The organism is Banduia mediterranea, assembly GCF_031846245.1.
Classification (GTDB): Bacteria; Pseudomonadota; Gammaproteobacteria; order Nevskiales; family Nevskiaceae; genus Banduia; species Banduia mediterranea.
The window spans coordinates 1-20,019 of sequence record NZ_JAVRIC010000022.1 but is presented as its reverse complement, the minus strand read 5'-3'; the positions used below and the strand labels follow the sequence as shown (position 1 = coordinate 20,019).

Annotated in this window: 20 protein-coding genes and 2 pseudogenes; 13 read left to right on the top strand and 9 right to left on the bottom strand. The window is 61.8% G+C overall.

Translation table 11 applies throughout. The features are described 5' to 3' along the window. Window positions 1-74: 74 nt before the first annotated feature. Together argJ and RM530_RS14095 are read left to right on the top strand one after the other, a co-directional pair. Window positions 75-1,286: a bifunctional glutamate N-acetyltransferase/amino-acid acetyltransferase ArgJ gene (gene argJ / locus RM530_RS14100; protein ID WP_311365893.1), complete on the top strand. Its 1,212-nt coding sequence runs from the start codon at window positions 75-77 to the stop codon at window positions 1,284-1,286. Then, window positions 1,267-2,220 (top strand): Nudix family hydrolase, encoded by a 954-nt coding sequence (locus tag RM530_RS14095; RefSeq protein ID WP_311365892.1) that lies wholly within the window; start codon window positions 1,267-1,269, stop codon window positions 2,218-2,220. The genes argJ and RM530_RS14095 overlap by 20 nt, the downstream gene beginning before the upstream one ends. A gap of 129 nt (window positions 2,221-2,349) precedes the next feature. Here the strand turns inward: RM530_RS14095 and RM530_RS14090 are convergent, their stop codons facing one another. Then, on the bottom strand, window positions 2,350-2,910 hold the full coding sequence (locus RM530_RS14090; protein WP_311365891.1) for a DUF1415 domain-containing protein: 561 nt from the start codon (window positions 2,908-2,910) through the stop codon (window positions 2,350-2,352). A 142-nt stretch (window positions 2,911-3,052) separates the two neighbouring features. On the opposite strand from RM530_RS14090, the gene RM530_RS14085 reads away from it, so the two are divergent. Both RM530_RS14085 and RM530_RS14080 read left to right on the top strand, forming a co-directional pair. Continuing rightward, window positions 3,053-4,873: an acyl-CoA dehydrogenase C-terminal domain-containing protein gene (locus RM530_RS14085; RefSeq protein ID WP_311365890.1), complete on the top strand. Its 1,821-nt coding sequence runs from the start codon at window positions 3,053-3,055 to the stop codon at window positions 4,871-4,873. A 246-nt stretch (window positions 4,874-5,119) separates the two neighbouring features. Beyond that, a complete protein-coding gene (locus tag RM530_RS14080; protein ID WP_311365889.1) occupies window positions 5,120-5,479 on the top strand; it encodes a cupredoxin domain-containing protein in 360 nt (119 codons plus the stop codon). A 53-nt stretch (window positions 5,480-5,532) separates the two neighbouring features. Here RM530_RS14080 and djlA read toward each other — a convergent pair whose 3' ends face one another. Continuing rightward, window positions 5,533-6,300 carry a co-chaperone DjlA gene (gene djlA, locus RM530_RS14075; RefSeq protein ID WP_311365888.1) on the bottom strand — a complete coding sequence of 256 codons (768 nt, stop codon included), beginning with the start codon at window positions 6,298-6,300 and terminating at the stop codon, window positions 5,533-5,535. Between the two features lie 248 nt (window positions 6,301-6,548). On the opposite strand from djlA, the gene RM530_RS14070 reads away from it, so the two are divergent. Further along, a complete protein-coding gene (locus tag RM530_RS14070; RefSeq protein WP_311365887.1) occupies window positions 6,549-7,055 on the top strand; it encodes a DUF1993 domain-containing protein in 507 nt (168 codons plus the stop codon). Window positions 7,056-7,110: 55 nt separating this feature from the next. On the opposite strand, the gene RM530_RS14065 is transcribed toward RM530_RS14070, so the two are convergent. Next, window positions 7,111-7,365 (bottom strand): hypothetical protein, encoded by a 255-nt coding sequence (locus RM530_RS14065; RefSeq protein ID WP_311365886.1) that lies wholly within the window; start codon window positions 7,363-7,365, stop codon window positions 7,111-7,113. 65 nt (window positions 7,366-7,430) lie between these two features. Here RM530_RS14065 and lexA point away from each other — a divergent pair, with 65 nt between their 5' ends. Further along, window positions 7,431-8,108 (top strand): transcriptional repressor LexA, encoded by a 678-nt coding sequence (gene lexA / locus RM530_RS14060; RefSeq protein WP_311365885.1) that lies wholly within the window; start codon window positions 7,431-7,433, stop codon window positions 8,106-8,108. 201 nt (window positions 8,109-8,309) lie between these two features. After that, window positions 8,310-9,089 carry a hypothetical protein gene (locus RM530_RS14055; RefSeq protein ID WP_311365884.1) on the top strand — a complete coding sequence of 260 codons (780 nt, stop codon included), beginning with the start codon at window positions 8,310-8,312 and terminating at the stop codon, window positions 9,087-9,089. Between the two features lie 309 nt (window positions 9,090-9,398). Here the strand turns inward: RM530_RS14055 and RM530_RS14050 are convergent, their stop codons facing one another. The 3 genes and pseudogenes from RM530_RS14050 to RM530_RS14040 all read right to left on the bottom strand — a co-directional run. Beyond that, window positions 9,399-9,779 (bottom strand): type II toxin-antitoxin system VapC family toxin, encoded by a 381-nt coding sequence (locus tag RM530_RS14050; protein ID WP_311365883.1) that lies wholly within the window; start codon window positions 9,777-9,779, stop codon window positions 9,399-9,401. After that, window positions 9,776-10,045, bottom strand: a complete 270-nt coding sequence (locus RM530_RS14045; protein ID WP_311365882.1) for an AbrB/MazE/SpoVT family DNA-binding domain-containing protein — start codon at window positions 10,043-10,045, stop codon at window positions 9,776-9,778. Before RM530_RS14045 ends, RM530_RS14050 begins: the two co-directional genes overlap by 4 nt. 231 nt (window positions 10,046-10,276) lie before the next feature. Then, window positions 10,277-10,704 (bottom strand): annotated as a pseudogene (locus RM530_RS14040) (transposase); the annotation flags it as partial. Window positions 10,705-11,190: 486 nt separating this feature from the next. Here RM530_RS14040 and RM530_RS14035 point away from each other — a divergent pair. The 4 genes and pseudogenes from RM530_RS14035 to RM530_RS14025 all read left to right on the top strand — a co-directional run bounded on the left by RM530_RS14035 (window position 11,191) and on the right by RM530_RS14025 (window position 14,543). Then, a complete protein-coding gene (locus RM530_RS14035) occupies window positions 11,191-12,042 on the top strand; it encodes a glycosyltransferase family 2 protein (protein ID WP_311365881.1) in 852 nt (283 codons plus the stop codon). 355 nt (window positions 12,043-12,397) lie between these two features. After that, window positions 12,398-13,423 carry a glycosyltransferase family 2 protein gene (locus RM530_RS14030; protein WP_311365880.1) on the top strand — a complete coding sequence of 342 codons (1,026 nt, stop codon included), beginning with the start codon at window positions 12,398-12,400 and terminating at the stop codon, window positions 13,421-13,423. Between the two features lie 100 nt (window positions 13,424-13,523). Beyond that, window positions 13,524-13,919: pseudogene (locus RM530_RS19040) on the top strand (glycosyltransferase); the annotation flags it as partial. A 27-nt stretch (window positions 13,920-13,946) separates the two neighbouring features. Continuing rightward, the gene (locus RM530_RS14025; RefSeq protein WP_311365879.1) at window positions 13,947-14,543 is read left to right on the top strand and encodes a glycosyltransferase family 4 protein; all 597 of its coding nucleotides are present in this window, start codon (window positions 13,947-13,949) and stop codon (window positions 14,541-14,543) included. A gap of 19 nt (window positions 14,544-14,562) precedes the next feature. Here RM530_RS14025 and asnB read toward each other — a convergent pair whose 3' ends face one another. Further along, window positions 14,563-16,380 carry an asparagine synthase (glutamine-hydrolyzing) gene (gene asnB / locus RM530_RS14020; RefSeq protein ID WP_311365878.1) on the bottom strand — a complete coding sequence of 606 codons (1,818 nt, stop codon included), beginning with the start codon at window positions 16,378-16,380 and terminating at the stop codon, window positions 14,563-14,565. A gap of 358 nt (window positions 16,381-16,738) precedes the next feature. On the opposite strand from asnB, the gene RM530_RS14015 reads away from it, so the two are divergent. Both RM530_RS14015 and RM530_RS14010 read left to right on the top strand, forming a co-directional pair. Continuing rightward, window positions 16,739-17,752 (top strand): hypothetical protein, encoded by a 1,014-nt coding sequence (locus tag RM530_RS14015; protein ID WP_311365877.1) that lies wholly within the window; start codon window positions 16,739-16,741, stop codon window positions 17,750-17,752. 28 nt (window positions 17,753-17,780) lie between these two features. After that, the gene (locus RM530_RS14010) at window positions 17,781-18,416 is read left to right on the top strand and encodes a class I SAM-dependent methyltransferase (RefSeq protein WP_311365876.1); all 636 of its coding nucleotides are present in this window, start codon (window positions 17,781-17,783) and stop codon (window positions 18,414-18,416) included. Between the two features lie 31 nt (window positions 18,417-18,447). Here the strand turns inward: RM530_RS14010 and RM530_RS14005 are convergent, their stop codons facing one another. Together RM530_RS14005 and RM530_RS14000 are read right to left on the bottom strand one after the other, a co-directional pair. Next, window positions 18,448-19,095 (bottom strand): YrbL family protein, encoded by a 648-nt coding sequence (locus RM530_RS14005; RefSeq protein WP_311365875.1) that lies wholly within the window; start codon window positions 19,093-19,095, stop codon window positions 18,448-18,450. A gap of 125 nt (window positions 19,096-19,220) precedes the next feature. Next, window positions 19,221-19,916, bottom strand: coding sequence for an extensin-like domain-containing protein (locus tag RM530_RS14000; protein WP_311365874.1), 696 nt, complete (start codon window positions 19,914-19,916; stop codon window positions 19,221-19,223). Between the last annotated feature and the right edge of the window lie 103 nt (window positions 19,917-20,019).

The window sequence follows — 20,019 nt, the reverse complement described above, 5'->3', positions numbered from 1 at the left end:
TGGGGCCCGGAACCCGGGACCCGGGACGATCCCGAAGTCCGCAAGAGCGCGGTATGGGGCGCGGGAGGCGCTGTATGGCAGTCAATCTGAAACCGCCCGAGTCGCTGCTGCCGGTGGCGGGCGTGCGACTCGGCACCGCCGAGGCGGCGATCAAGAAGCCGGGCCGGCAGGATCTGCTGCTGATCGAACTGGCCGAGGGCAGTACCGTCGCCGGCGTGTTCACGCGCAATGCCTTCTGCGCCGCACCGGTGCTGCTGTGTCGGGAGATTCTGGCCGGCACCCAGGCCGTGCGCGGACTGCTGGTCAACAGCGGCAACGCCAACGCCGGCACCGGCGAGGCCGGAATGGACGCCGCGCGCGCGACCGCCGGCTTCGCCTCGCAGGCGCTCGGCGGCGGCGCGGTGCTGCCGTTCTCGACCGGCGTGATCGGGCAGGCCCTGCCGGTGCAGAAGATCGAAACCGCGATTCCGCATGCGTTCGCGGCCCTTGATGCCAATGGCTGGCGCGCCGCGGCCGATGCCATCATGACCACCGACACCGTCGCCAAGGGCGCCAGTCGCGAAGTCCAGATCAACGGCGAAACCGTCACCGTGACCGGTATCTCCAAGGGGGCCGGCATGATCCGCCCGGACATGGCGACCATGCTCGCCTTCGTCGGCACCGATGCCAAACTCAGCCGCGCAGCGACCGAGCGCTGCCTGCGCGATGCGGTCGAGGTCTCGTTCAACTGCATCACCGTGGACGGCGATACCTCGACCAATGACTCGGCGATGCTGTTCGCCACCGGTGCGACCGGCGATACCATCGAAGTCGGCGATGCGGCCTTCGAGACGGTCGCCGCGGCAGTACGCGAGGTCTGTCTCGAACTGGCACAGGCCATCGTGCGTGACGGCGAAGGCGCCACGCGTTTCATCACCATTGCCGTCTCCGGTGCCGGCAGCGAGGCCGAGGCACGCCTGGCGGCCGACGCCGTGGCGCATTCGCCGCTGGTCAAGACCGCCTGTTTCGCCGGCGACGCCAACTGGGGCCGGATTCTGGCGGCCGTGGGGCGCAGCGGAGTCCCGGCGCTCGATGTGTCGCGTATCCGCATCGCGATCGATGAAGTCCTGCTGATCGAGGACGGTGCGCCGGCTGTGTCCTATCGCGAGGAACTGGGCGCGGCCGTGTTTGCGCGCCCGGAATTCAGCATTCAGATCGACCTTGGGCGCGGCGATGCCGGCGTTATCGTCTGGACCTGCGATTTCAGTTACGACTATGTGCGCATCAATGCCGAGTACCGGACCTGATTCGGTACGCAAGCTTGTCCGCATCGCCGTCGGAGTCCTGCGCCGCGCCAACGGCGATGTCCTGATCGCGCAGCGCCCCGACGGCAAGGAGGCGGCCGGCTGGTGGGAATTCCCGGGCGGCAAGATCGAGGCCGGTGAATCCGTGGAGCAGGCCCTGCACCGTGAACTCCGGGAGGAACTCGGCATTCAACTGCAATCGGCACGACGTCTCATCGTGCTGCGGCATGCCTATCCCGACAAGACCGTTGAGCTTGATACCTGGCTGGTCGAGCGATGGCAGGGCGATCCGCAGTCGCTGGAAGATCAGGCGCTGGCCTGGAGTTCCCTGGGGCGACTGGGCGACTACCGCTTGCTGCCGGCCGACGGCCCGATCCTGAACGCTTTGCGTCTGCCTTCGCAGTACCTGATCACGCCGCCGGACATCAGCGCCGATGAGCTGGTCCGGCGGCTGCCTGCGCTACCCACCGACGCGCTGCTGCGTCTGCGCCTGCCCAGGCTGGCGGACGTCGGCTACCGCCGGCTGGCCGGCCAGGTGGCCGAGTGTTGGGCGGTCGAGCGCCTGGTGCTGGATCGCGATCCGGCGCTGTCAGCCGCCCTTGGTGCGGGCTGGCATGCCAGCGAGGCGGCTCTGTTCGAGCTGGCTCAAAGACCGTCTGGGGCCTCGGGGCGGATGCTGGGCTCCTGCCACGGCGCGAAATCGCTGGCGCGCGCCCGCGAGCTCGGGTTCGACGCCGCCGTGCTGGGCCCGGTTCGGCCGACACCCAGCCATCCATCGGCGCCGACGCTGGACTGGTCTGCCTTCGGCGCACTGGCGGCCGATGCGGGCCTGCCGGTCTATGCGATTGGTGGCGTCGGTCCATCGCAGCTCGCAGTAGCCTGGCAGGCCGGCGCCCAGGGCGTGGCCGGCATCTCCGCGTGGTTCGGCGGCGAGTAGTGCTTGCTGCAAAGACGGGCTCGCACAAAGACGCCAAGGCGCAAAGAAAGCCTTTTTAATTCAATTGCTTTTTTCGTTCTTAGCGGCTTTGCATCTTTTGCGCGAGCCCCCGCTTTGGCTGTCGAGCGCTCAGCCCTCATCCCACAGCGCCCGCCAGCCGGTGTCGCCAAGCCCGCGCAGGACTTCGATGTTGCGTAGATAGACCGCGTCCGGATCGTCCAGCGAGCCGACCGCGCGTTCGACGCTGGGCTCGCGCAGCAGGTGCAGCATCGGGTAAGGCGATCGATTGGTGAAATTGCTGACGTCCTCGGGTTCGCTGTCGGCGAAGCAATACTCGGGATGAAAGCTCGCGATCTGGATTTCGCCCTCCAGTCCGTTGGCGACAAGCTCGGCGTCGGCGGCGTCCAGAAAGTCGTTGTAGTCGAGAAAGTCAGCCAACACGCCCGGATGCACCAGCAGGGTGGTTTCGACCTCATCGCTCGGCGTGTCGCGCAGCAGCAGCAGCTCGGCTTGCAGCGCATCCAGCAGATCATCGGTATTTCGGGCCGCACTGACCTGAATGCGCAGCTGGCCGCACGCATACGGAGCTTTGGCGAAGGGGCAGAGATTCAAGCCGATCACCGCACGCTCCAGCCACTGGCGGGTCTGCGCGATGATGCGGGTCTCGTCGGCAAGTGACTGACTGTTCATGGTTCCTGGGGTTCGGTTCGGCATGGGCCAAGGTGCGAGGCATTCTCGCCGGTCCGGGGGCTGCGATGTTGGCCGATGCTGTCATCCGTCGCTGGCAGCGATCATGTAACAATGAACATTCGGTCAATTCAGCCGGTGAGTCATGCCTGCCTACAAAGCCCCTCTGCGCGACATCCGCTTTCTGGTCAACGAAGTCTTTGACTTCCCGGCCCATTACGCCAAGCTTTCGAACGGCGGCGATGCCGACCCGGACACGGTCGATGCAATCCTCGACGAATGTGCGCGTTTCTGTGAAGAGGAACTGTCCCCGCTGAATCTGTCGGGTGACCAGGAGGGTTGTCACATCAAGGACGGTATGGTGACGACGCCCAAGGGCTTCAAGGAGGCCTATCAACAGTATGTCGAAGGCGGCTGGCAGGGGCTGTCGTACCCGGTCGAGTACGGCGGCCAGGGCCTGCCGATGTCCTTGAGCCTGATCAAGACGGAAATGATCGGTTCCGCCAACTGGTCGTTCGGCATGTATCCGGGCCTGTCGCTGGGCGCGATGAACACCATCATGCAGTTCGCGCCCGAGCCGCTGCGTGCACAGTTGATGACGCCGCTGACCGAAGGCCGCTGGACCGGCACCATGTGTCTCACCGAGGCGCAGTGCGGCACCGACCTCGGCCAGGTCAAGACGCGCGCCGAACCAGTCGGCGATGGCAGCTACCGCATCACCGGCACCAAGATCTTCATTTCCGCCGGCGAGCACGATCTGGCCGAGAACATCATTCATGTGGTGCTGGCGCGCCTGCCGGACGCCCCGCCGGGAACGCGCGGCATTTCGCTGTTCGTGGTGCCCAAGATCCTGTTCGACGATGCCGGCGCGCTCGGCGAGCCGAACCATGTGGTCTGCAGCGCGATCGAGCACAAGATGGGGATCAAGGCCTCGGCCACCGCCGTCATCAACTTCGAGGATTCGATCGGACACATGATCGGTGAACCGAACAAGGGTCTCGAGGCGATGTTCACGTTCATGAACACCGCGCGTATCGGTACCGCGATTCAGGGCGTCGCGCACGCCGAATTGTCGTTCCAGGGCGCGCTGCGCTACGCCAGGGAGCGCCGCTCGATGCGCGCGCTGTCGGGCAAGAAGGAACCCGAGGCGGTCGCGGACGCGATCATTCATCACGCCGACGTCCGCCGCATGCTGCTCACCCAGAAGGCCATCGCCGAAGGCGGGCGCGCGATGATCTACTTCGCCGCGCAGTACGCCGACCACATGGTCAACGGCATCCTCGAAGAGGATCAGAAGAAATTCGAGCTTTGGGACGACAAGCTCGGCTTCTTCACGCCGATCCTCAAAGGTTTTCTCACCGAACTGGGTCTGGAGGCCGCCAATCACGGCCTGCAGGTCTTCGGCGGCCACGGCTACATCACCGAGCATGGCATGGAGCAGATCGCGCGCGATGCGCGCATCGCCACGCTGTATGAAGGCACCACCGGCATCCAGGCGCTGGACCTGCTCGGACGCAAGGTGCTGGTGAGTTCACGCGGCAAGGTGGTGCGCGAGTTCACAGGGACGATGGCGCGGTTCGCGCTGGAGCGCCTGCGCAACCCGAAGATGCGCGGCTACTCCACCACGCTGGCGCGACTGGCGGCGCAGTGGAATGTGCTGACCATGCGCATCATGCTGATCGCCCGCAAGGAGCGCGACATCGTCAGCAGCGCCAGCCACCACTTCCTGATGTATTCGGGCTACGTCACGATGGGCTATTTCTGGGCCCTGCAGGCGCAGGTGGCCTATGACAAGCTGACCGACGGCAGCGGCCGCGAACAGCCCGAGTTCTACAAGGCCAAGATCGGCATGGCGCGGTTCTACTTCGACATCCTGTTGCCACGCGCGCAATCGCATGCCACCGCGATGACCAAGCCCAGCCGCGTGCTGACGCGCATGCCGGTGGACAGCTTCGTCTTCGAGTAAGTCTGCGGCGCAGGCTCCCCTCAGCACGCCTGAGAACTGGCTGGAACCTTGCGTGTTTTCCCAGGTCGCGATGTCACAGAAATCCGGATGGGGCGGGGGCGCCCGTGAGTCGGGATCGGAGCGTGCCGCAGGCAGCGGCTTGGGTCCGACTCCGGCTCGCCAGTCCAAAAGCCGAACACCGCAGCGCGGCAACGAAAATCCGAACCCGAACGGGTTCGGCCATCCGTTCCCAAAAGGAGTTCGTGCATGCAGTCCCACACCAGAAAACCCGTCTGGATCCCGGCCCTGATCAGTCTCGGACTGGCCGCAGCGGCGCTGTCCCCGGCCAGCGCGCTGGCACAGGCGGAGGTCAAGATCAAAGGAGAAATCAGCGGCTCGCAGTTGAAGATGTTCTTCGAGCCGGAAACCCTGAGCGTGCCATCCGGGACCACCGTCACCTGGACCAATGAGGACGGTTCCAATCACCTCGTGAAGTTCAGTGATCAGTCCAGCCCCAGACTCGGTCACCATGCGAGCTATAAGCGCAGCTTCAGCCAGCCCGGAACCTATCCCTACCAGTGCGCGATTCATGGAGAAAGCATGAGCGGCACGATCGTCGTGGAGTAAGTCGGCTGGCTTGTTGACGAATCCGGGCGCGAGCGCCCGGATTCGTCTGGACATCAGGACTTGGCTCGAGCCCGTTCCACGATTTCGTAGGCGCCGGTGATTTCCCGGGTCTTCTCTTCGGCCATCTGACGCATGCTTTCCGGCAAACCCTTGGCGGCCAGTTTGTCCGGATGGTTCTGACTCATCAGGCGCCGATACGCTTTTTTGATCTCGGCATCGGGCGCGGACGGCGACACCCCGAGCACACGGTAGGCGTTCTCCAGGCGCTGCGGAGACGAGGCCTCGCTGGCCCGCCCACCACCCAGCAGCATCGCTTCGACTTGCCGCACCTCGGCTTCCGACAGACCCAGGCCGCGCGCGATGCGCATCACCATTTCGTGCTCGGCGGGATGCATCTCGCCGTCGGCGACCACGGCCGAAATCTGTACCTGCAGGAACATCTGCAGCAGTGCATGCTGGCCGCGGCAGGCTTTGCGGAAGGTCTGAACCTCCGCGTCCAGATCGAAACCCGCGGTCTTGCCGCGATTGAAGGCGGTGCGTGCCGTCTGGCGTGCGACGCTGTCCAGGCGCAGCCGCTCGAACAGGGTTTCGGCAACGCGAATTTCGTCTTCGGTGATCTGGCCGTCCGCCTTGCACACGGCGCCCATCACGGCGAAGGTGGATTCGAGGAACTGCTGCTGCAGTTTCCCGACCGCAGCACGAACCACCGTGCCCAGGGTCATGCGGCTGAGGAAGTATCCGATGAGAGCGCCCAGGACTAGTCCGGGGAAGCGTCCGATGGCGAAGCCGATCAGGGCGCCAGCGATAGTGGTGAGGTTCATCCGCCAATTCTAGTGCAGTGGCCGATTCCAGGCAGCGATCATGCTCCGCCTGTTGCAGGCACGATTGCCCTAGTAGACCTCCCATGAGAAGGCAGCGGAGATAGATATGAAGGGTGAGCCGAACCGATGAGTGCCCCCTTCTCCCGGAGGGAGAGGGAGAACACTGTTCTTGGCGATACCCGTAGCTATCAACTAGGCGGACTACTAGAATCGCCGCCGACAACACGTCGTTCGGAGGAGAACCCAGTATGGCGATATCGATGTACGAGGCGTCCGCGCCGGTGTTCACACGCATGATCGGCAATCTGCGCAACATGCTGGTCAAGGCGGATGCGCACGCGAAGGCCCGCGGTTACGAAGTCGATGTCTTGGTTGAATCGCGATTGGCGCCGGACATGTTTCCGTTGCGCCGCCAGGTTCAGATCGCCTCAGACGCGGCCAAGGGCAGCATGGCGCGGCTGGCCGGGCGCGACGTGCCGAGCTGGGATGACACGGAAACCACGATGGCGCAGCTGATCGAGCGTCTCGACAAGACCCTCGAATATCTGGCCGGATTCTCGCCGGACCAAGTCGACGGCAGCGAAGAACGTCAGGTGGTGGTGAAAACGCGTATGCGTGAGCTGCGCTTCACCGGCCTGCAATACCTGCAGGGCTTCGCGGTCCCGAATCTGTATTTTCACGTTGTCACCAGCTACAACATCCTGCGGCACAACGGAGTGGAACTCGGCAAGATGGACTTTCTCGGCGGTACCTGAGTCCGTCGCTTGTTGCGGCGGCCGCTTCCGGCTGCCGCTGCAAAGCCTCAAGCGTTCAGAAAAACGAGCCGACGAAGCCGAGCAGGGCGCTGTGGTGATACGCCGTGAGGCTGATGATCAGGCTGGTCACCGTCGCCGGGACCAGCCATTCCAGCCACAGTGCTTCGGCAGCCACGTTGTCGCGGCGGCGTTTCATCGCATGGCGATAGCGCATGTCCACCGCCATGCCGCTGGAGCGGCCACCGGCCTTGCGGCGTGTCGGCAGATTCTGTCCGGCTGGAGCCTTGCTGCTGATGCTGAGGTCGCGCATACTGTTCGCCTGATAAGCACTGTTCAACTGAACAGTATTCCACCTTTCGGCAGGATGCAAGCGACATGGCTGGACTCACCGCACGTCAATCCGAAATTCTCGCCTATATTCAGAAATCGCTGAGCGAGGAGGGCTATCCGCCGTCCCAGCGCGACATCGCGGCACGCTTCGGTTTTTCGCAGACGGCGGCACGCGATCATCTTCAGGCGCTGGTGCGCAAGGGCGAGATCGAGATCGCTGTCAACGATGCGCGTGGCATCCGGTTGTTGCGCCAGTTCGCGCCGAAACCCGCCGGCCTGCCCTTGCTGGGGCGCATCGCCGCCGGCGCGCCGCTGGCGGCACCGGAACATGCCGAGAACTGGCTCAACATTGAGCCGACACTGTTCCAGCCGCGCGCCGACTTTCTGCATCGCGTCAGCGGGGATTCGATGATCGATGCCGGAATTCAGGACGGTGATCTGGTCGGCATCCATCGCCAGGATCGCGCGAACAGCGGCGATATCGTCGCCGCCTGCCTGCTCGATCCGATGACCGGTTTCGAGAACATCACACTCAAGCGCTATCGCCGCGAAGGCTCCGTGGTCTCGCTGCACGCCGAGAATCCGGCCTACGCGCCGATCATCGTCGATGTGGCGCAGGCCGGCGAAGACCAGGAACAGCCGCGTTTTCGTATCGCCGGCGTCATGGGCGGCCTGCTGCGCAGCGGTGCACCGTGCGCATCCGCGGGTCTCTTTCTTGCGTAACTAAATCCCGAAGTATCGACCTGGTGGCCCGCCGACGATGGTGTGGTGCAACTCCGGGCGCGAAGCGCAGCGCGCAAACCACAGCAATCCCCCGTAAAGGCGCGGGCCGGGTTCCGGCAGGCGTGCTTGTGCGTTCTCGTCTGCGAATGCACCGATGACGTCGAGGCAGGTCTTGGTTTCCTATCTGATTCGAGTCCAGCCATGCGTTCTATTTCTGTTGTCTTTGCGACCGTTCTGGGTCTTTCCAGCTTCCCGGCGCTAGCGGCTTCGCTGGTCGAACTGATGAACAGTGTGCCGCCGCCGCCGACCAGTGTGGGCGATGCCCTGGCCTGGAAACGGGGCGGTGACTACATCAATCCGGCCTATCTGGCGTTCAAACAACAGCTGGCGGCCGAAAAGGCCGAGATCGCGGCGCTCAACGGCGGAACCGCACCCGTCGCCGCAACGCCCGTGGACCCCGACGGCGCCAGCGCGCCGGAGGTGAAGCGTGCGCTGCGGGCTTACGACAGCTACCTGGAATCGATCAGCGGCAAGAACGAACCCAAGGCGGCACTCGCCAAGCGGACGCGCTGGGTGCAGGCCGCCTACGGCATGAAACAGGCCAACATCAGCAAGGCCATGCAAGCCTGCGAAGCGCCATGTCGGGACCCTTCCGAAATCGCGGCGAATCAGCCACTGCTCGCCAAGCGCGACGAAGCGATCAACGAGGAACTGAAGATCTGGGGCGTGCTGTTCGAGGACTGGCGCAAGGAACACGGCGCCGTGGTTGCAGAAGGCCAGAATCAGATCGCACGGACCCAGAATGGTGCGCTGGCGACGACTCCACCGGCGCGTTCCGGTGTGGCGGCGTATCGCGCGGCGATGATCCGGGAAATCGAGCTGATGCTGTCGATCTCGGAGCTTGCGGTGGAGCGCGCCGTGGCGCTCGAAACCGGCATCGGCATCGACGCCGTCAGCGGGGCGACCCAGCGCCAAGATTGACGCGGACGCCTGGTAGTGCGGACGCCACCACCCCTGTGTGTCACGGCAATTCCTTTTCCTTCACCCCGTCGTTCATCTTGCACAGGGATTCCAGTACCCGCGCGCCGGTCTGCTCGCCGTGCAGCGCTTCCAGTTTTTCCCACACCCTGGCCTGGGTGGCCTGGATGAAGGCCAGCGCCTCGCCGGGGAGATCGCCCGCTCGCGGTCGAAGCCCTGTACCTCGACCCGCGCATAGCCAGCGCCCAGCAGGACCGCCTCGATGGCGGTTTCAAAGGCGGCTTCGGGGGTGTTTTTGGGCATGGGTGCCGCTCAGCGGATGAGCTGGATATCCAGATTCAGACTCAACCCGGACCAGGCCCGATCCGCGGTCAGGATCGGCAGTTGGCGTTCCGTGGCCAGCGCCAGACAGGCGCGATCGGCAAAAGACAGGCCGTAGTGGCGCGTCTTGTCCCATAACAGGGCGGCGATTTCGGCCTGCTCCGCCGTGAGGGGCACGAAGACGACGCCCGCCTCCACGAATTCCTGCCGCATGCCGGAGATGTCGGCCCGACGGCGCAGCGATTTCTGCACGACTTCCGACCAGTTCACCGCGCAAACCATGGCGCCCGACAGAACCGACCAGACCCGGTCGGCCCCGGGCTCATCGTGCAAGAACGCCAGCAGACTCGATGCATCGAGAATCAGGCTCACCCCTCCGCCGTCTCCTTGGCCGCCTCGGCGCGACGCTCCGCGATCAGCTCGTCCACCAGACTGACCTCCTTGGGAATGTGGCGAAACCGATCCTGAAGCCGTTTCTCGATCGCCTCGCGCCGCTCCAGTACCAGCGCTTCGCCCTCTTGCCGGGCCACCAGCCGATCACCCGGATTCAGGTGCAGGGCCTTGCGCAGGGCAGCGGGAATCACCAGGCGCCCTTGCGCGCCGAGCTGGACTTCGTTGTTTGAGGGATTTGTTGCCATGTTGCCCACCACTGTGCCAATTGAACTTCAATGTGGCACAGCATGGCCTGCCGTGCCAATTGCTTCCATAACCCCCCCCCCACGCCCCGCTCGGCACCCTCCGCCAGCTGACCGGCGCTCGACCGAGCCGATTTCTGCGCCAGTCCGATCCAGCGAAGTGCTGCCGGCGGGCATGATCGCGGGTCTTGGGTGCTTCGAGCACGCGCAGAGTGCTGTTTCCCCGGATTGCGCGTCGGCGAGGAACCCGTGGTCGGACGTGCGATCACTGCCGAGGTCGTTTTTGATCGCCTTGATGAAGTTCTCGTCCTGACCCCGCGCGCGACCAGGAGCCGGCCTGGTAGTCGACATCCGCGTACAGACGCGTCGCGGCTGGCTCGGCCTGAGCGAAGCGGCGCGCATCGGCGCAGCGTTGCGCGTGCAGGGCACGGGTCTGCTCCAGTAGCGGTGTGGCCTTGGGTGTCAGCGCCCGGTTGCCCGTGAGTGCGATCCTCCGAGTGATCCATGTCCAGCACGATCGCGGCCGGCGGCGTGGCGTAGCTGGCGACGAAGGCATCGATGAAAACCTGCGCAAGACGATCAATATCCTAGCGGGTCATCGCGTTCTCCAGACGCGAGAAGCTGGGGCCGGAGGCCAGAGCATTGTCGGCATCCAGCGGCGCACGCTCCCCTGGCGGTCCGGTGCATTGTCGTGGGCATGGCCGATGGCGCGCCGCAGCACGACTCGGCCGCGGCACCGGATCACCAGGGAAATGCCGGGGTGCAGTCCGGTTCGGTACAGGGTTTCGGTGGCGGACCAGATGACATCCACGTTGTCGCGGCGCATGCCCACATCCGCCGGATCGCATTCCAGCCTCGGATCGTAATGTGTGATCTCGGCCAGCCGCGGAGAGACATGGACCCGATTATGACGATGCCAATTGCGCACTGATTCTTCCTTGCAATTCTGTGACGGTTAATCCTGCAGTCAAGTCTGCTTACGAACATAGGCCCTCAGAGCCATCGCGGGCGGTATGTCGGCGAGACGACAATCCAGGCGTGCTTGGCCTGGATAGCCAGGGTCTTTTTTTCGTGCCGTCTCTCTTCGGGCACGGACCCGTGAAGGCGTGGAATGCGATGCAGTTTAGCGGTCAACCAGACATCCGAACATGAACAATCCCAGACACCAGCGGCCTTCCATAACCGCAACGATCATCTGCCGTAACGAAGCCGACCGGATCGAGGCCTGCCTCGAATCGATTGCTGGTTGGGTCGACGAAATCGTCGTGCTCGACAGCGGCAGCACGGATGGAACCTTGGACATCGTCCGGCGTTATACCGACAAGGTCTGGCAAACCGACTGGCCGGGTTTCGGTCCGCAGCGCAACCGCGCGCTCGACAAGGCCACTGGCGACTGGGTTCTTTATATCGATGCGGATGAACGCGTAACGCCGGAACTGCGGGCGGAGGTGGATCGTGTCCTGTGCGCGCCGAACTTCGACCGTACCTTGTTGAAGATGCCATGGCGAACCCTGTTGTTTGGAAAACCCCTGCGCTACGGTCGGTTCACCTCGCCGCAATCGCGGCTGTTTCTGCGGCGTGGCGCACGTTTCCGCGACGATCTGGTGCACGAGGCGATCATGTTGCCGGAGTGCCGCGTCGGCTTGCTGCGCGGCGAGCTGGAGCACGACAGCTGGCGGTCCTACGCACACATGCAGGAAAAACACCTGCATTACGCCTGTCTGCTGGCGCGGCAGAAATACGCGCGTGGCAAGCGCGGCGGCTTGATCTATGCGGGTGCCCGCTTCTTCACCGATTTCGCGCAACAGTACCTGTTGCGGCTGTCAATACTCGACGGGCGTCGTGGCCTGCTGATCTCGCTGGCGCTCGCGCAATACGCGCTGCACAAGTACGTAGCGCTGTGGGCGCTGAGCCAGAGCGATTCCGGGACCCAGAAGAAGATCCGCGCTAATCCATCGATTCGGATGCGGGCCGTACGGAGCGACGATTCGGCGTTTTGACGGTTTGGCATGCTCATCACGCGGCCGCTGATGAATCAAGTACAGTGCCGGTGAGACACTCTTGGAGTGCAGGCTTGACGCCGGATTGCGTAGATTGTTTGACGAGGCGCCAACGGTTCATTGAGCGGACAAGTGTCCGTCACTGGCGGCCTGTCGGACTCAGGATGATCGACTGCGACTGCGACTGCGACTGCGACTTCGGCCCTGCGGCTGAAAATTCCGGGCGCCCTCGTTGAGTAATTCCCGATATTCGCCTCGGTCTCCCGAAATTTTCATCTCACAGGACCAAACCCTCGCGACGCCCCCCAAGTCCGACAGGCTGCTAGGATTCGAAGATTCTCTGAATAACGGCGAAATGGTGAAGCAACCGCTAGACAAGGCCGTGGCCGCTCAAACCGGGATCATCGATGAGTTAACGGCAGTATCGAACACGGTTGATTCGGTGCCCGCAAGCATCGACATTTCGGTACTCATTGCCACACGGTCCCGTGCGGATTCCTTGCGTAATACCTTGGATTCGATGTGCGCGGTGATTCAGGACGGAATTGCCTGGGAACTCGTGGTCGTCGATAACGGAAGCGAGGACGCTACGCTCGATGTGCTGCGCGAGTACGAGTCCCGTCTTCCGCTGCGCTGGTCGCAGGTATTGGAGCCTGGACAGAACCGCGCGCGCAATACAGTGATTCCCAGCTTGCGCGGACGCATCACGGTATTATCCGATGATGACGTGGTCGTTCAAGCCGACTGGTTGCAGGAATGGTATCAAGGTACGCAGCGCTGGTCCGAGGACTCGATCTTCGCCGGGTGCATCGTGCCGGGTTTTCCTCCGGCTACGGAAAGCTGGATTACGCACCCGGACTTTCCATTCCGTGGACAGTGCTTCGCGGCGTTCGAGCCACGCACGGGTGAGGGCGAGTTCCCGGGAACGCCGTTCGGGCCGAACTTTGCGCTGCGAACCTCTGTGCTCAAGCGCGATCGTTTCCGCGAAGACTTAGGTCCCACGTCCGGCACCTACGCAATGGGGGGGGAGACCGAGTTGGTGTCCCGACTGAAAACACGTGGTCTGCGTGTGATCTATTTGCCAAAGGCGAGACTCAGGCACGTGTTGTTGCACGAGAACCTCACGATGGAAAAGTTGTTGCTTCGTGGGTACAACGCCGGCCGCGGCGATGAATATCGGCGGACGATGCGCAAGCGGCTGACGGTCAAGCAAATGCGCAGGCGGCTGCGGTTGAACCTGCCGCTCAAGATCGCGTTCTACTCGTTACGTTGTCGTGTGACGGCCTGGGGGGCCTCTCGGACCATGCGCTTCCGTTACCTTTACAAGCTGCAGGCTGCGGTTGGACGTCGCGAACAATTACAGATGATGATTGCTCAGTAAGCGCAGTCGCGCTCATAGGAACGGGACCGACATAACCGAGTCCTCTGGAATAAGGAAAACAAGTTTGGTCGCCACACTGCAAGTTATTGGCAGTAGACAGATGGGGGGGGCTGAGACATTTTTCTTGCGTTTGTGCGCGGCCTTCGTCGCAAGCGGACACCGTACCGAAGCGATCATTCGCCCCGGTTCGGAACTCGCCTCAAGGTTGCCCCCGAATGTGGGCGCACACGCTTTGGATCTGTCCAACTATTTCGACATAAGGTCCGCGTTGAAGATGCGTGCCCTGGCCCGAGAATGCCATGTCGACGTGGTTCAGAGCTGGATGTCGCGTGCGACTTGGTTGACGCGTGTGCCCCGTGGGATGGTCCACGTCGCTCGGATTGGAGGCTACTATCGGCCACGATACTTCCGTCATGCGCATGGTTGGGTAGTTAATACTTCCGCACTTCGCGATTGGATGGTTCAGGCCGGCTTTCCGTCGGATCGCGTGATATGCATACGTAATTTTCTACCCGCTTCAACGATGGGCGCAGTCCCCCCTGTCAAGCGTGCGGAGTTGGGCATTCCTGAAGATGCTTTTGTGATAGGCGCGATGGGGCGCTGCATACCCAAAAAGGGATTCGACGACCTCATTGACGCATTCGGACAGCTTGAGGAAAGCATCGGGGGGCGCCCGACACATCTGCTTCTGATGGGGGATGGCCCCATGTTCGAAGCGCTACGAAAACAGACGAAGCCGTTTGGTGATCGCGCGCATCTGACAGGCTGGGTGGACCAGCCCGTTGCGGCACTGCCTCTGATGGATGTTTTCGTATGTCCGTCTCATGAGGAGGCGTTTGGCAACGTCATGATGGAGGCTTGGAGCTGCGGGTTGCCCGTGGTTTCAACGCGCACCGATGGCGGGCTGGAGCTTATCCAGGACGGCAATAATGGCTTGCTCTGCGATATCGGCGACCGGGAAGGCTTGCGCCAATGCATTTCCCGCATCCTCGGCAATAAACTGCTCCGAGAACATCTGGCGGGTTGCGGGCGGGAATTGTTCCTCAAGCGCCATCATCCGGACGCGTCGATAAAGCAATACCTTGAATTTTACGCCTTGCTGAAGCGGCGATTTGCCTGATCGGTCGGCGTCCTCGGGTTCATAGCCATTCAAGAGGGGATTCGGTGCTGCCGGGAACTCTGCCGGGAGCCTCGATGAACAAGTGGTGCCAAATTGCGAACTGCAGCAGGGTGAAGGTTTCGAAGCCATAGCGACGGTCATGACGGTGTTGCCGAACCAGCGCTTGTACGGCATCGGGGTTGCACCACTGTCGAATCGCCTGACTTTTCGGCAGAAGCTCTTCCAGATTTAGGAGGAAGTTGTCATTCATCAGCTTTTTCAAGGAAACATGAAACCCCAACTTGGGTTGCCAGGCGTGAGCGTGCGGCACGAATTTATCGGCCCATCGTCTTAGAAAGATCTTTCCTGTTCGCTGTTCTATCTTGAGCGCATCGGGAAGCCCAAGCCCGAATTCGATGACGCGATGGTCCAGAAAGGGCACCCGGCCTTCAATGCTGCTGGCCATGAGCGACCGGTCCACTTTGACCAGAAGATTGTCCGTCAGGCTGGTGGCGATGTCGACATGTTGACGCTTTTGCAGCGGGCTCCATTCGTCTGCACAGTCATTCCAGGCAGAAATGACCGGTTCACGAAAAGCCCTGATATGGGATTGAAGCTCTGGTTTGAAGATATGCGGCAGCAGCTTCGAATTGAACTGTCCGCTGGTTCGATAGCCGCCGCCTCGCGGATGGGCAATCGATTTGAGTGCCTGCTTCAAGGCATGAGGCCGGAATCGCCCGTAGCCCCCGAACACTTCGTCGCCACCTTCGCCCGTAAATATGACCTTCAGCGCCTGACCGGCGGTTTCGGCCAAGACCATGGTCGGCAGGCATGCGTAGTCTGCGATCAGGTCATCGGAGCACCAGACCGCGCGGACCAGCTTCCCAAGTAGTTGGTCAGTGCGCAACATGACCGTTTGATGGATCGTCCCGAACCGTGTTGCCATGCGCTGCGCTGCGTCGACCTCGTTGCGCTCCACAGCATCACTGAAGCCGATGCTATAAGAGTTGATTGGCTGTCTGTGCTCGCGCATGAGCATCGCGGTGATGATTGCCGAGTCGAGACCTCCGGACAAAAACGTTCCGAAGGGGACATCAGAATGACAATGTTCGTGAACGACCTGGTTGAACAATGGCTCCCAAGCCGCCTCGGCATCTTCCTGGGTGCGAACCCCCAGATCCATTGGCGCAAGTGCCCAGTATCGAACGGGGCGGCAATCGAGGTTGACGTCAATACATAGCGCTACGCCAGGAGGCACCCGGGCGACGTCTTTCAACAAGGTTTGTCGTCCGCTTGAGTACTGATTCTGAAAGAAGAGTCCTAGGGCGGCACCGTCCACGCTGGCGGTTCGCGACAGTGCTGTGACGATGGCTTTCATTTCGGAACCGAACAGAATCCGGCCTGATTCCCTCAGGAAATACAGGGGTTTGATGCCGACGCGATCGCGAACGAGCCAGAGTTCACGCTTTTCGCGGTCGTACAGGGCAAACGCGAACATGCCGTGGAGCCGAGCGAATGCTTGGGTTCCCCAACACGAAAAGGCATGCACGATGACTTCGGAGTCACTTTCGGTCGTGAATGTGCAGTCCTGGCTTTCGAGTTCGTTCCGCAATTCCAGAAAATTGTAGATCTCACCGTTGCAGACCACGACGTAGCGTTGATCGGCCGTGATGATCGGCTGGTGCCCTGAGTCGATTCCAACGATTGCGAGGCGCGTATGAGCGATGCCAACACCTTCGTGGCGATAATGGCCCACATCTTCGGGGCCGCGATGTCGAAGGCTGTCGGCCATCGCATCGAGTACCGATAGACCGTCGTCGTGCCGGTGTTGCAAGGCGAAACCAGCAATTCCACACATGTTGCATTCTTTCTGTATTGGTTTAGTTCAGCCTCCCAGGATCGCGTTCGAAATGCCCCAGATCATGAGCTGCGCGTGTATTGTGCCAGCGCCGGATGGTGTACGAGCAAAGTGCCAAGTAAAGCATTCTCAATGCGTAGTGACACGAGCTTGCGGGCAGCCGAATCAACCCGCCGTATGGTCAAATCATTGTCGTCACGATCGAACAATGCCGGGGCCTTGGGCGTCGGCCCGTAGGGGAACTTGAGGAGCCCACAGCGCGTTTGGTCGACAGATTCGTCCGCATTATCGCAGAGTGACTTTCTTCGAGATCTCAGGTTATATTTAAAGAGCTAATTTTCGACTATCTCTCTGGTCTATGGGCAATGCGCATGCATTTTACTTGGTGACGACGCCTTATCATATTCTTCTGGCACTCGCCCATATTGAGGCCGAATCGCAAGCCGCCACCATTTTTCTCTTCGGGCGGTTCGAGAATTCGAATGAATATTTGGAGGCGCTGACTGAGGCGCAGTCCTTGCTCCCCCGATTGCGAGTGTGTGGCCGGGCTGGTTGGGGAGATCGCGGGCCGACTCGCCGCGCAGTTCGTGCGGAAGTGGCACGCATGCTGGATGAAGAGAGGCCGGAAGCGCTGTTTGTTTTTAATGACCGTAATGAGGTGGCGCAGATCGCATTGGCTGTTGTAGCCAGATACGGCGGCGAGCGAACCTGCATCGAAGATGGATCGGCTTTCTATACGGATTGGGTTGGGCCACCGGCAAGTCGCTGGGTTTCGTGGCGCAAGCGAATGCTCATGTCGCGCAGCTGGCAACCGATACAGGTGCTCGGCACGCATATGCTGACGCAGCGTGTCCTGGCCCTGCGTCCCGAATCCGTTAGGCCAGAACTGGAAGGACGAGTGGAAGCGCTGGATGTCGATTTGTTGAGAAGCCCGGTTCTCAGGCATTTCTCGCATGAGGTCGTACGGCGCCGCGTGGGGGGAGAGGAATCGTCGATACCGAGCTGCCCGAATCTATTGATTCTGCCACCGCTTGATGTGGATGGCCGGTGGGCAAGCAGTCTTCTTCAGTTCATAAGCGTCATGCCCGCCGTGCGCACTGCGGTGAAGTATCATCCGCGAGAGCCGAGCCGTGACCCGGTCGGATTATTGGACCATGGGGTCGAGATTCCGCGCTACCTGGCTGTGGAGCTGTTGTATCTGCTGTGGGGGCGCACACCTGAGGTCGTGATCGGCGATGGCCGTTCAACGCCGCTATTGACGGCATCGATGTTCAACCCCGATTGCGATGTCATCGGCCTGTATTCGGGCGATCGGCCTTATCACGCTGATGCGTTCGAAGCACTTGGTATCCGTTTCCAATCGACGGCCTAGTCACGGCTCATGGGGCCTGGAGGAAAACGTGTCTGACGACAAACTGATCAGTGAGGACTATCGCAAGCAATACGAAGCGGTTCATCAATCCAATGCCCGTTATGGCAAGGGGGCACACCGCTGGGCCGGTATTGTGCGTCACCTGGTGCGTGAACACGGTCTTCGCGATGTTCTTGACTATGGTTGCGGAAAGCAGGCGCTCAAGGCCTCGCTGCCGGAGCTGGATGTGCGTGGTTATGACCCGGCATTTTCGGAACTCGCGCACCGTCCGGAGCCGGCGGACCTGCTTTTTTGCTGTGACGTCCTTGAACACATTGAACCGGAGTTCCTCGGCTCTGTGCTCGATGAACTGGTTCGGCTGACGAGGAGCCATGGCTTCATTCTGGTGTCGACACGCTTGGCGAACCAAATACTGCCGGACGGCCGCAATGCACATGTGAATGTCATGTCTGGACCCGCCTGGGCCCGCCTGATCGCCGAGCGCTTCGATCTTGTCTATATGATTGACTATCAGGACGAAATGCGGCGCAAGCGAGACCTGAAATCCAGGCTGGTGCGATGGGCGGTTGGTGATATTCGCGGTGCCGTACCCAAGCCACATGAAGTCATTTTTCTCGTGCGACCCAAGGGAACGGTTCGCACAGGCCCGCCACGCGGGGAGTAGAGACGCTCAAGCGCTTGCCTGGAATCAGTGTTCATGCCCCCTGGCCCGATACGCCATTAGCGCAGAAGGCCTGATCGATTTTCGAGTGTAATTGCTCGATGCGTTTGATTTTGCTCCGACGGTTGATCGAGTCGGAAAATGTTCGTAAGGGAAGCGCCACGGATTCGCCGAAGCCATCGATGAGCACGAACCTTTGAGTGTGGTTGTCGCCTACGGCGTAGAGCAGGTTACCCCAGGTCAGATCCGTTACCACGATGGGGCTTTGCAAAAGCCACGCAAGGAATTGATCCAGCGCCGCCTGGGCGCTTGCATCGAAATCACCGGACCGTACCACCTTGGACAAGGGGGGGGCATAGCCGCCGTTACGGCCGCGCAGCGCTTCGACGATGAGTCCGAATCCGAGGTCGGTGTCCGTCATGCCGACGATATTTTCCAGATGCGGCGATATTCCGCGCTCGGCTGCATAGACGGCCAGATGCTCGCGAATCTCTTGTAGAAAGCCACTGCAACCACGGTAGCGTCGTCGTCGCTGGTACCAGCGGAAGCGCTTTTCATCGTACCACTGCGCCCGGTCGGGGCGCAGCACCTTGATGAGTTGGCCCGGATCATGGGGATGCGCGTAGACGCATCGGTTGAGTCCCTGAGCAATCGGCTTGTGGTGTGCCAGGACGAACTTCATGAACCAGACCTATATAAACAATTTGAGCGGGGATTTTATCGACCGGCGTAGCGTAGGGCATTTCATTCGGGGCATCGACGCTCCTTGTGTTGACGAACTATATGGCGATCGGTGATTCACAAGCTTCAGTGGCAAACCGGAAAGCGGCCCCGCCGGTCCAGATGAAAGTGGCCGGAGTGCGCCGCGTTGTAGTCGGGGCCGAGCACGGTCGGGAAATAGCGGCAGGCGCGATCGTGGATCTCGTGCAGGAAACGTCCTTCCGCGGTGTCCGCACTCCAATTCGCGGCCACGCTGATGTGTCGCCCGTCAGCCAGGCGCACGCCGGCGAAGTCGAAAGCATTGGCGGTGGCGTGTTCGCTGCGGCGGCCGCGGTCACGGCCGTACAGATTGCGGCAGGCGTAGGAGCCGTAATGGTCGATGCGCGTCACGGTCGAGCCGAGCATGGATCGTGCTGCGTCCTGCAGATCATGGCGCTGAAACACGGCCAGCGATGCCGCCATCGGGCAGCTCAGGCTGAAGGTGCCCGAATAGTCCAGCGCGCCCGATTCGATGCGCACGGCATCCTGAAATCCGCAGCCCGCGCCGGTGGTCCGGTCCTCAAGCGGGCTGAAGTTCAGGCGACTGTCTTCGAGAAACCGCAGACAGGCCGGTGTGTCGTCCTCGAAGCGCGCGAGCTTGTAGCCAGTCAGCCAGTTCGGCGCCTGCTCCGCTTGCAGCGGCGTCCACGGCAGATTGCGATCGTCCACGTGCAGCGCACCACGCTGCCAGGCGAGCGCGCACAGCGCGATGAGCAGTATCGACAACAGCAGGAAACGCCTCATTCTTTGCAGTGTGCAGCGACCACTCTGTCGCCGCGCTGAGTGCTGCGAGTGGCGCCGTTCGAGGCCGGGTTCTACTGTGTCCCCCATGAACCTCCTGGACCCC